Below are 11,322 nucleotides of genomic sequence, written 5' to 3'. Positions count from 1 at the left end.
ATCGCGGCGAAAGCTGCAATGTTTTCAATGGGGGCCCTGCGACCGGTTGGGCAACCTAAGTGCTTGATCTTACGAGAAACAAGCACGCCCCTTGGGCGTACCAGAGATTTTCAAGCCTTAGCACTTGCCATCGCTGACGAGTGCTGCGTAACCTTACTGGACCACCCACTCTGATGAGGATGTCGGCAAAGGCTGCAAAGACAAATCGAGGATTTTGTTGATGGCGGCTACGCCCGCAGCCCCCTCGCCTCGCCGCTGCGCTTGCGCGGCACCATCATATCCCTGGCCAGGAGGCCGCTCACCCGACAAAAGGCCATGAAGGCCCGCCATGCGTCCTCGGTCTCGACGATGTCCACAGTGGCGCCGAAACAGGCGTTGAACGCGGCCTGGTAGGTTGGCCCCTTCCGGCGAACCGGCCATGTTTGCAGGAAATCGAGCGCCTGCTCGACGCTGTAGATTTCCTCGACCGGCTGGCCGGGCACAGGCGCGATCCGCACCGGCACCTCGAATTGCAGTCTGTCCATTCGATCTCTCCCGAACCGACGCCCCCGCAGCAACGCCGTTCGTCGCAAAAAGTTGCCGTGGCGGCTTCATGCTTGGCCGCCTTCTCGCCTAGAAATGTGTCGTCACTGCGGTAGCCAAATGAACCGGTCGGAAGGCATGGGCCGCTGCAGGCAAGGAGAGTGCCCCCAAAGGCCTGAATATCGCCGGTCTTCGGTTGTCGCCGGCAGTTCGTCCTTGAACCTTGCGCTTTCCAGTGCCAAATCTGGGGAGATTTCTCTCGCGGGGCTCATCCAGGCCTCCCATCCCTGCAAGACGGACAAAAATGGTCACCTATCTCGACGCCGCCACGGCCCCGCTCAGAAACACCGGCCAGATCCGTCTTTACGACGAGGAAGGCTTTGCCGGCATGCGCAAGGCTTGCGATCTCACCGCGCGCTGCCTCGACGAACTGGTGCCGATGGTGGCGCCCGGCGTCACCACTGAGGCGATTGATCGTTTCGTCTTCGAGTTCGGCATGGACCATGGCGCGCTTCCGGCGACGCTCAACTACCGCGGCTACACGAAATCATCCTGCACCTCGATCAACCACGTCGTCTGTCACGGCATACCCGACATCAAGCCGTTGAAGGATGGCGACATCGTCAACATCGACGTCACCTATATCCTCGACGGCTGGCATGGCGATTCCTCGCGCATGTATCCGGTGGGCACGATCAAGCGTGCCGCGGAGCGGCTGCTCGAAGTCACGTATGAGTGCCTGATGCGCGGCATTGCGGCGATCAAGCCGGGCGCCCGCACCGGCGCCATCGGCGCCGCTATCCAGACCTATGCCGAAGCCGAGCGTTGCTCGGTGGTGCGCGATTTCTGTGGCCACGGCGTCGGCCGGCTGTTTCACGACGCGCCGAACATCCTGCATTACGGCAGCGCCAGCGAAGGCGTGGAGATGCGGCCGGGCATGATCTTTACCGTCGAGCCGATGATCAATCTCGGCCGGCCGCATGTAAAGGTGCTGTCGGACGGCTGGACTGCGGTGACGCGCGACCGGTCGCTGTCGGCGCAGTACGAGCACACGATCGGCGTCACTGAGACCGGCTGCGAGATTTTCACGCTGTCGCCAAAAAACCTCGACCGCCCCGGCCTGCGAGCCTAGTGTCTGGCAGATCGGGCGTCACCTTGCCCGGCAAATGCTGGGTGCGGGCAGCCATGACCGGTGACGATGACGAGCGGGCCTTCTTTCCCGAAAAGCCAATGCGATCGCCCGCCAAGGCAGTGGCCGCCGACAAGCCGCATTATCTCGGCCATCGCGACCGCTTGCGCGAGCGCTTCGCCGCCGGTCCCAACACCCTCCCAGACTACGAACTGCTCGAGCTTTTGTTGTTTCGGCTGATCCCGCGCGCCGACACCAAGCCGGTCGCCAAGGCATTGCTGGCGCGCTTCGGCACGTTGGCCGAAGTGCTCGGCGCGCCTGTCGAGCGGCTGCAGGAGGTGAAGGGCATCGGCCCGGCGGTGGCGCTCGACCTGAAGGTGGTTGCTGCAACGGCGCAGCGCATGGCGCGCGGCGAGATCGCCGGCCGCGAGCTTTTGTCAACCTGGACGCAGGTTCTCGAATACTGCCGGTCGGTCATGGCCTTCGAGGAGCGGGAGCAGTTCCGCATCCTGTGACAAGCCATTGATTTTATTGGTCGGCGTCCCTGCATAGCCGGCGACGTCCTCCTAGCAATAGGAACTCTCAACTTGCAAATTTTAGCAATCCGGCCGGAAACGGGCGGGCGAACGCTGGCGCGCTTCGACCTTCAATTGGTCGACGGCGTGCGGCTCTACAACTTGAAACTGACGGAAAAACACGACGGCAAGCGGCGCGTCTTTGCGCCATCCGCCTTCGGCATCGCCGCAGCAACATTCACTACTGAAATCGCCGAACAGATTGTGCGCGCAGCGAGCGACGCATTGGGAGAGATACCGAGTGAACATTCCGCAGCCTGAAGTAGATCCTTACGACTTCTCATGGACTAACCTTCGACGCATTTGCGATGGGCCAACACTACCCCTCCCGCCTGGCGAAACGATCAAGGCTGTGATGGAAAAATACCCGCTCGTGAAGGCTCAGATTTCGGAAAAAGTGCTGGATCGCATGGAAGCGCGTGCCGCGGCGGCGGAATTAGAGGCCGCTGACGAAGTGGCAAAGGCGGCGACGCCGAAGATCGCCCCCGTCAAGATCCACGCCACTGCATTCGAACTGCGTGACCCCGCCAGCCTGCCTGAACGCGATTGGCTGTTCGGGCGCCATTACATCCGAAAATATGCGACGGCATCCGTAGGCCCTGGTGGCGGCGGCAAAACCGCCCATTCCATCAGCGAGACATTAGCCATGGTAACTGGACGCCCCTTGCTTGACCCGGACGGCCCGCTCACTAAGCCGTTGCGGGTGTGGTGGGTGAATGCAGAAGACCCTCAAGACGAAATAGACCGCCGTTTCCACGCCGCCGCGAAGCACTTCAAGGTCACCGCAGGTCAAATTGACGGTCGCCTGTTCACCGACTCCGGCCGTGACCAGGAGTTCGTTATTGCCCGCACAGAGGGTCGAGATCTGAAAATCGCCGAGCCTTTTGTTGCGGCGATGGTAGCGGAGATCAAACGACGTGAGATCGACGTCGTTATTGTCGACCCTTTCGTGTCGACACATGAGGCGCAAGAAAACGACAACTCCGCCATGCAGCGCGTGACCGCCGCATGGGTGCGCGTCGCCGATGAGGCGAATTGCGGTGTGGAACTCGTGCATCATGTCGCGAAGAACCAAGGCGAGATCACTGCAGACAGCGCTCGAGGCGGCGGAGCCTTCAAAGACAAAGTGCGCTCCATGCGCGTGTTCAACGCTATGACTGCTGCCGAGGGCGAGAAGGCTGGCGTTGACGACCCGCGCTCGTATTTCCGCCTAGACTTCGGCAAAGTGAACATGGTGGCCTCTGGGCGTTCGCAGTGGCGCAGGTTCATCTCTGTGCCGCTCGGCAATGGCGGCATCTTCAGCTCGGGTGATGAAATTGGCGTCGTTGAGCCGTGGCGATGGCCTTCGTCAGACGTGCTAGCCGAGCGGCAAGCCGAAGCCAGAATGTCGGTCGTGGCTGAGGTACCTGTCGACACGCTCTCTGGATTGAAGGTGAGGCTTGACGCGGCTGCCTACAAGGCCGACCCGAAGGGTAAGCCGTGGGCAGGCGACCTTGTCATGGAACTAACCGGAGCTACCGACCGGAAAGAGGCCAAGGCAATGCTCGAAGCGTGGGTTGAGATGGGCGAACTGGAGGTGGTGGAGGAGTACGACGCCACCGCCCGAAAGCCCCGAAACTTCATAAAGCCGACAAGTGCGCCAACGTAAAAAGTGTTGGCGCAAACCCGTTGGCGCATCGTCGCAAATCACGGTGCGCCGACGACCAACCCCTTTAAGGGTGGTCGTCGCGCGCATGAGTGAGAGAAAAAATAGTGTTGGCGCAAATGGCCTAATCGGCGCAGGCGTCGGCGCAGGATGAGAGAAACGAGAAAAACACGGATTGGAGGAGATGCGCCATGAACCTTGCACCCCGCTCAACGAGCGTCACCAGCACTACGGAGAGCGCCAAACCATTCCGCGGCAGGCGCGTGTCATGGAAGGAGTTCTATTCGCTGCGGCCTGACTTGCGGCCTGCCAATGATAACGAGCGGAGGTGTACGGCCGGCAGGGCCGACTACGTTCGGCCGGCGAAATGACACGTGGGCAACTCGCGACCTCGCCTTGGTTTTCCAGATCGGCACGAGGTGCCAGTGACACCTACTCAAACTCGAGTAGGGATCCGGTTGTCGTCCTCGCCGATCGAAGTGGACGGCTAGGCCTTCATCGACCGCAGCCAATACAGCGTAACGCTCAATCTGCTCGTCGGAAAGCTCGCAGTCTAGGACTTTGTCTCGCACTGCTTGAACTGCCGAAAAGGTAGAAACGATGCGTCCGGCGGCACAAAAGCAGAGATATCCCTCGACAGCGTCAATGACGTCGTCGGGAACAATAAAGTTAAAATAGCGCAAATTAGATGTGGTGGAAGCTACGCGGTTTAGCATTTCGCCTTCAGTAAGCCCCAGCAGACGCTGGCGCCGAAAAAGAAAAATTAGCAAGAACTATTTGGGCGACGCGGGGTTTTATCCACCGTTTTCTTGGGGGATAGGGGCGTTCCGATATCCACCACATCACGACTCGGCAATACCCGCCATGTGCTCATTCGGACATTTAATTCCGGGTTTTGATTAATTGGGAAATCAAAACTGGGTCATTTACAATATCTAGTGCCTTCGATCGTCAGAAGCCCACAATCTTGACACGCAAGGCGAAAACGCCTATAATTTGAAATTGTGTGGGCCCCATCTCCGCATAACTGCCAGTAAGACCGGCGCCGCTTTGGCGTTGATGACGACCGGCCTGGCCGGAACGGCGCCTCGAGCGCCCCAAGCATCCCTTCCGAACTTTGATTGGCAGTCGGCGCATTGCCGTCGGATTCTGCCCGGCCTGGCGGCCGGGTTCTTCAAACCTGGGGAATCTCACAACATGACCATGGAAACCGGCGCCATGCGCGCCAATGTGCCTACCTTGGACCGACCGGCGGCCGTGTCGATAGGGCATAGATTCTATACAAGGCCGGCCGCGCTGAAATGGCGAGCCGGCAACGACAACACCAAAATCAACAAACTGACGTGGGCGCAATTTGCAGACCGCATTGCTGACAAGGCGTCGGAAGAGGCTGCCATCGCGGCTGGGAAGCCCGTGCCGCCAACAATGGCACGCAAGCCTGCCCGCTCCACAGAGAAGCCGGAAGCTGAGGAATTGGCAGATTGGCATTACTGGATTGGTGCGCGACGCAAGGCTGATAACGACAATGAACCGCATAGGGCAGTGACGCGGACAAACGACGGCCCGTGCGCTGATTACATTGCTCGGCAAGCCAACCCCGGCACGTCGCGCAACTACGAGGGCGATATCTTCTCAAGGCTGGTCGCGGACGGCGAGCATGACGCGGCTCTTGTCCTGCGCTCGGTGAGTGCGCTGCTTTCGCCTGCCGAAATGGACGCCGCCAATGACAACTATTACGTCGAGGATGCAGAGAATGAGATAGGGGAAGGCTTTGGCCTGGATTACCGGATGGAGCAGGAGAAGGCGGGGGACGTAATCGAGACATACACAGAGACCGGCAAACTCCCCCGAGGCCGGTTCGAATTTCGGCAGCGCTCAGGTAATCCAGGCGGGAAGATATCCGCGGAGCAGCGTCGTTCCGAAAAAGCCGGACTGCACTTCGACAGATATTTGGCGCTGAGGGGCGTCTCAGACTTGCCGGCACAGGAATACCATTCAGACGGAGAAGCGCCGTGGTGGCGCTCCCATGCACAGAAGAGTGCACGCGCCACAGCCGAGCTTACCGCAGCCTGCGATAGGACGGATTGGAAAAAGGTTACATGGACGCGCTTCGCGCCGATGGGCGCCCGCGTTTACGGGTCGCTCAGCATCTACTCGGAGATGAAGGGAGTGGGTACCGGCCAGACTAGCGCACCGCAGCAGAGCGCCGTGCATGAGATATTCCGTCGGCACGCTGAACAGGAGTTCCGGGAAAAGATGCCTGGCCGTTCCATGCGCATTATCGATGCAGCGTTGCGGCGGTATGGCTACACAAAGATTGCGGGCGACGAGAAGCTGTCGCGCAATGGCGCCAGGAAGGCCGTCAAGGCCGCTTTGCGCGAAGCGTGGGCCGTGCTGACCAGCATTACGGAAGAAAAAAAGCCAGAAGAAAAAAAGATGGCGGCATAGGTGCCGTTTTCGGCCCTCCCATTCCGGTAGAAATAGGAGGTCACAAAACCTCCACCAGTTTAGCGCCGTCCCCCAGGTCGGTGCTTAGCCGGGTCAGCGTCGCCAGCGCGCCGGCACCCCGCCATTGCGTGAGTAGGCCAGGCGGGTCCATTTCCGTGCAGCGCCGGAATAGCGGCCTTCGATTGAGCGTCGTCTTGTCGGAGGCCGCACCCCTTTTTGCGCCAAAACTAGCCATTTTCGAAAATAGAAAGGCAAACCAAATGCCAACGACCACAGAGGCTGTGGACGTGCTTTCCGCACGTACCGGCTTCGACAAACCCCGTGTCCGCGCCGTTGCGCGCGCGCTCACAGATGCTGGGCGCCTCCCGTCTGGCGCCCCAGCCAAATCACCGGTTCTCAACATCGGCCACGTTGTGGATCTGCTCATCGGCAGTGCTGTTGACGTGCCGCTGCGTGCCGTCGCCGACACTGTCGTGAGCTATCGCGAACTGACGCCGGCTGGCGCTCCGATCGACGTACTTCCTGCGAGCCTTCAGTACTCGGCCGGCAACTATCTGGACGCGCTCGCCGATCTTGCCGCGGACGGTTCTGACGACGTGCGCAGAGCCAAACTCGAGTTTGTGAGCAACTGGAAGGAACTTGCCGTCCATCAACCAGATGGCACGATCAGCCGCTTTGTTGAGCCTGGCGCAATAGCTTCAAATTGGCAGCACGCCGGCCACCGTCGTTCGACTGCAATCAACGGAGCGGCCTTTGCCGATGCCGTCAGTGATCTTTTCGCAGGAGCATGAGCATGGGACTTCTCAAAAAATCGGAACCGACCAAACTAGAATCGCCGACTCAGGCTCCCACACCTTTCGTTATGCCGTCACTTGAAGATTCCTCGCCCGCGTATGCAGCGCTGCTTGCAAAACGGTTGGAACTCAGCGTTTCCCGCGGCGATCTTCAGACCGAGCGTCGCAAGCTGGACAAAGAGATTGCGGCCGATACGTCTAAAGCGCTGCGGCCTGCTATCGCGAATCTGCTGGGCGACGACGAAGATTCGAAGTCGCATAATTTCAAGCGCATCACAGAGATTCACCGTGCTGTGGCCGACATCGATGTCGCGCTGGATGTTTTGCGTGAACGTATTGCCGTTGAGCGCGGGAAGGCTAGCAGGATCGTCTGTAATGCTGTTCGACCTGAATACCAGAAGCGGGCGGCTGTTGTCGCCAAAGCATTAGAAACTGTTCAGGCTGCGCGAGCCTCCTATGACGACTTACGCAACCAGTTTGAGGCCGAAGACATCTCGTGGGGGTCTCTTGGGCCGCTGACTCTTGGCTGGCTTGGCGACCCTCGCGACGGCCATATTCCGCGCTTCCTGAACGACGTCCGGGAGGCTGGTTATCATGGCGCTTGAACGGGCGGACGCGAAGACAGGCAAGGTTAAGCGCCAGGTGACACTGAATGGCAAAGCCCTCGATCTCGGTGACGCTTCTGCTGCTGACATCGCACGGGCAATCATGCGCAGAAAGACTGCCAAGCGCGAAGAGCGGCTGCTTGCTGCCGAGGCTAAGGTTCGCAATGCAGTTAGGTGAAATAGAGACCCGAACTGCGGAAATCGGGGCGGCGTCTGGCAGCGCTATCGAAGGCTTGGCTGTCGTCTACAATGCGAAGGCCAACATCGCAGGACTGTTCATTGAACAGTTTGCCCCTGGCTGCCTCACCAAGTCGATAAGAAGCCGGGACGTGTTGGCGCTAATGGCACATGATAGCGGGCGTGTACTCGGACGCACTAGCAGCGGGACACTGCGGCTAACCGACACCAGCCGCGGCCTGGCATTCGAGTTGGATCCTGCGATTGACACACCGGACGGCGCCGCCGCGAAAGGCCTGGTTGGTCGCGCCGATCTTAAGGGTGTCTCGCCGGGCTTCTATGTCATTAAAGAGGCATGGGATGACAACGGGCCGGTGCCGTTGCGAACCATCATCGAGGCCGAACTACTCGAGATCAGCATCGTTGGCATGCCAGCCTATGAGGACACGACGGCTGCATTGAGGTCGCTAGATGCCCACCGCAAGGCGGGCAACCAGAGCGCCGCCCTCGAACGCCTCAGGCGCAAGGCTGAGGCGATGCACCGGATGCGAGGCATCTAAGAACTCCATTGAACTGTATCCAAATTTCGAGTTTTGCGGATGCAACAATTTTCGTACCGAGCCGGCCCTTGCGGCGGTCGACCTAGAACGGCAACCACCCCTGGTGGGGTGGGTCACGATCTGTAGCCCATCAGCCCCATACCGGCTGCCAAGCCTAACGTTATCGCTTTTACAGGAATTCCCTCGCGTGCGCGCAAGCGCGCGAGGTGGCAGCGCAAAATAACCTGCAAAACCTGCGGCGTCGCGTGCGCGATTGCCGAGACGGTTTTTGGCGGCTGAACACTGACGTCGTGAAGCACCCCCCACGGGGGTCATGATGGACTTGGCGGCGTTCAGTGAAACTACCGGTTCGCCCCCATTGCGCACATAATTCCAATTGAAATGTTGAGGGTATGGTTGACGAGCCCGACTGCTGCGCGGCAGAGTTTTCTTTGAACCAGGCCTTAACCACGCCAAAGACAGAAGCGACAACATGCGAGAATCGTGCTATTCATCGCCACGATGTTCTCCTAATGTTCCGCTAGCATGCTAGCCGAGGATACACATGATCACATATTTGGAGAGTAGCGTTTTTGAGTCGCCGGCTCAAACGCTGGTAAACACCGTGAACACGGTGGGAGTCATGGGCAAGGGTATAGCAAAGGAGTTCAAGAGCCGCTATCCGCGGATGTATTCTGAATACCGTGAACTCTGCGATCAGAGGGCACTCAACGTCGGTCAAATCCATCTTTGGCGTTCAGATACCAGATGGGTCTTAAATTTCCCCACCAAGACGACGTGGAAGCTTCCCTCGAAGATCGAGTACATCCAGCAAGGCTTGGCCAAATTCGTGGATTCATATAAGGCGCTAAGCATCAGCTCGGCGTCTTTTCCTCCACTCGGGTGCGGCAACGGCAATCTCGAATGGAGCGAAGTTCGTCCCATCATGGAGGACTACCTATCTAGGGTAGACATTCCGATATATATCCATGATGTCCAAGTGGCGGCGGATTTCGTCGCCGAACACAGAGCCCCTGCGAGCGTCCCCCAAGACTTTACCGCGTTTTCAAAGGACATCGGAAAGCTTACGAAGGGCCGCAAATTTTCGACTTCCCGTGACAGCCATTTTAGTGCTGAGCTGTTGGCAGACAATTCCGTGATGGTTCAGCACGAGACTGGAAAAAGGGAGCGCATCGACCAAGATTTGCTCGAGGCTGCGTGGGTACGCCTTCGCGAGCGACTGCTGTCGTTTGAAAATTTTTCGGATGAGAAATCCCGGCGGTTGAAGGGTTACCTGTTTCCGATCTTAGCAGAATTGCCCTATGTCCGCAGCGTTAAAATCAAGGCTGGCCAAGCAGGATCAAATCGCGCCGAGGCACTTTTCATCGATAGGGATCAGAAGAGCCCCTATTCAAGCGCGTCCACCTCCAGGGATAGCCAGGAATGGCTATTTCAATAGCGCGAGCTGAACGTCACATCACCGAGTGGAGTGAAGAGCTTGCGCGCTACCCTTCGCGTAACGGGTGGGTTAGCTGCCTATTTCATGCCTGTCAGATCGAAACCGCGGCGGAAATAGTGCGGCAGCGCCGGGTCGTTTGTCGGCAGAACGTGCCGGTTGTCCTTTGCGATGTAGCTAACCAGGGCGCCCTGTGGAATAACCCATCTGCACATGAATTTGTTAGGCTCTATTTTCGGCCAAAGAATAGTTTTCACTTTAAAACCGAAGGCATCAAATCATCCATCGATCCATATCGGATAAATCCCCACATGGCGATCCCTGTGATGCTAGTGTTCGATTTGACATCCGTATTAACTCTCAATGAAAGCTACTTCGTATCTGGAAATTTTGCATCACAGGCGCTTGCGCCATTACAGGGGGACAACAACTTCAACCTGCTTAATTTTCAGTATATTTATCATGACTCTGGCGTCTCGCCAGAAATGAAGCAGACGATTCATGATGCTCGGATGGCCGAAGTTGTAGTTAGGAATGAACTCTCACTGGCGCACCTGAAGGCGGTTGTCTGCCGGACAATCCATGAAGAGAGGATGCTTAGACACCTACTCCGGGCTTCGGACGTTTCCGACATTCGGTTTGCAGTTGAGAAGGGTGGCGCATTATTTCTGCGCCGTGGCAGCTACATTACTGAGCTGTATACGCGAGATGGCCAAGTTCATTTTGACTTCACGGCTCCATCTACAGCGCGAAAGGATAAGTACTCAGTGGCCGTCGCTTGCGGGAACAGTCGCTTCGCATTCTCGCTTGAGCCCAAAGCTTGGCGAGTCCCGCAGATCGTCAACCGCGATCCGGCGGCCGAATGGAAGATCGAAATTGAGGGCTGCACGGCCTACGTAGGTCCGGTTTCGGCCACTGGTCCGATCGTCAGATAGATCAGACTTAGTTTTCTGCCTTCATCTCGGCCGCTCTCGATGCGGCCTTTTAATTTTTAGGAACCCACCAATGACCCTCAACTCTGTAACCGCCCGTTTCGGCGGTCGCGACCTCACGTATTGACCGGCAACGTCAACTTATACCTGCCGAGCTTGGCCAACGCAGCAGCCGCGACAACGGCCGCAGGAATGGCTGGCGCGGCCGTCGGAGTCGACGCCTTCCGAAGGCGACTACCAAATTGTGCCAATCCGCTGCATTTGGGCGACGAACTGGGCACGCTGCGGATGCTCGACTCCCCCGAGCAATCTGTGATGGGGCATTGCCGCGGCGCTGAATGGGGCGGCTGCCGACGCTCAACTAGAGGCTTCCAACCACCGGTTGGTAGACGAGATCAGCGTAAGCGCGAATTTCCCCGCACCTTTTGCTGTTGAGTGCTCTGATGCACAAGGTGTCCACCGAAATAGGTGGACACCAAGTGATCGAAGAAGATGAGCAG

General features: G+C 58.3%; 11 protein-coding genes and 1 pseudogene. 11 read left to right on the top strand and 1 reads right to left on the bottom strand.

The window, feature by feature from the left end; genetic code table 11:
• Positions 1 to 227: 227 nt before the first annotated feature.
• Positions 228 to 524: a DUF982 domain-containing protein gene (locus tag NKJ94_RS35855; RefSeq protein ID WP_352532333.1), complete on the bottom strand. Its 297-nt coding sequence runs from the start codon at positions 522 to 524 to the stop codon at positions 228 to 230.
• 302 nt (positions 525 to 826) lie between these two features.
• Between NKJ94_RS35855 and map the strand changes: the two genes are divergently transcribed.
• From map to NKJ94_RS35800, 11 genes and pseudogenes are all read left to right on the top strand, one after another.
• Entirely contained in the window at positions 827 to 1,654 is an 828-nt protein-coding gene (gene map, locus NKJ94_RS35850; protein WP_352532331.1) for a type I methionyl aminopeptidase, read from the top strand.
• 53 nt (positions 1,655 to 1,707) lie between these two features.
• Positions 1,708 to 2,163 (top strand): annotated as a pseudogene (locus tag NKJ94_RS35845) (UPF0758 domain-containing protein); the annotation flags it as partial.
• A 138-nt stretch (positions 2,164 to 2,301) separates the two neighbouring features.
• The gene (locus NKJ94_RS35840; protein ID WP_352532329.1) at positions 2,302 to 2,487 is read left to right on the top strand and encodes a hypothetical protein; all 186 of its coding nucleotides are present in this window, start codon (positions 2,302 to 2,304) and stop codon (positions 2,485 to 2,487) included.
• Positions 2,468 to 3,874: an AAA family ATPase gene (locus NKJ94_RS35835; protein ID WP_352532327.1), complete on the top strand. Its 1,407-nt coding sequence runs from the start codon at positions 2,468 to 2,470 to the stop codon at positions 3,872 to 3,874. Before NKJ94_RS35840 ends, NKJ94_RS35835 begins: the two co-directional genes overlap by 20 nt.
• A gap of 1,194 nt (positions 3,875 to 5,068) precedes the next feature.
• Positions 5,069 to 6,319: a hypothetical protein gene (locus NKJ94_RS35830; RefSeq protein WP_352532325.1), complete on the top strand. Its 1,251-nt coding sequence runs from the start codon at positions 5,069 to 5,071 to the stop codon at positions 6,317 to 6,319.
• A gap of 260 nt (positions 6,320 to 6,579) precedes the next feature.
• Positions 6,580 to 7,110: a hypothetical protein gene (locus NKJ94_RS35825; protein ID WP_352532323.1), complete on the top strand. Its 531-nt coding sequence runs from the start codon at positions 6,580 to 6,582 to the stop codon at positions 7,108 to 7,110.
• A gap of 2 nt (positions 7,111 to 7,112) precedes the next feature.
• Entirely contained in the window at positions 7,113 to 7,718 is a 606-nt protein-coding gene (locus tag NKJ94_RS35820; RefSeq protein WP_352532321.1) for a hypothetical protein, read from the top strand.
• The gene (locus NKJ94_RS35815) at positions 7,708 to 7,896 is read left to right on the top strand and encodes a hypothetical protein (protein ID WP_352532320.1); all 189 of its coding nucleotides are present in this window, start codon (positions 7,708 to 7,710) and stop codon (positions 7,894 to 7,896) included. The genes NKJ94_RS35820 and NKJ94_RS35815 overlap by 11 nt, the downstream gene beginning before the upstream one ends.
• Complete coding sequence (locus NKJ94_RS35810) at positions 7,883 to 8,455, top strand: HK97 family phage prohead protease (RefSeq protein WP_352532318.1); 573 nt, start codon at positions 7,883 to 7,885, stop codon at positions 8,453 to 8,455. Before NKJ94_RS35815 ends, NKJ94_RS35810 begins: the two co-directional genes overlap by 14 nt.
• 544 nt (positions 8,456 to 8,999) lie before the next feature.
• Positions 9,000 to 9,893: a macro domain-containing protein gene (locus tag NKJ94_RS35805; RefSeq protein ID WP_352532316.1), complete on the top strand. Its 894-nt coding sequence runs from the start codon at positions 9,000 to 9,002 to the stop codon at positions 9,891 to 9,893.
• The gene (locus NKJ94_RS35800; RefSeq protein WP_352532314.1) at positions 9,878 to 10,825 is read left to right on the top strand and encodes a DarT ssDNA thymidine ADP-ribosyltransferase family protein; all 948 of its coding nucleotides are present in this window, start codon (positions 9,878 to 9,880) and stop codon (positions 10,823 to 10,825) included. Before NKJ94_RS35805 ends, NKJ94_RS35800 begins: the two co-directional genes overlap by 16 nt.
• Positions 10,826 to 11,322: the final 497 nt, after the last annotated feature.

Origin of the sequence: Mesorhizobium sp. M0060, assembly GCF_040323155.1 — a bacterium.
Classification (GTDB): domain Bacteria; phylum Pseudomonadota; class Alphaproteobacteria; order Rhizobiales; family Rhizobiaceae; genus Mesorhizobium.
The sequence above is the reverse complement of the archived record's forward strand: the minus strand, read 5'-3'. Positions and strand labels throughout refer to the sequence as shown.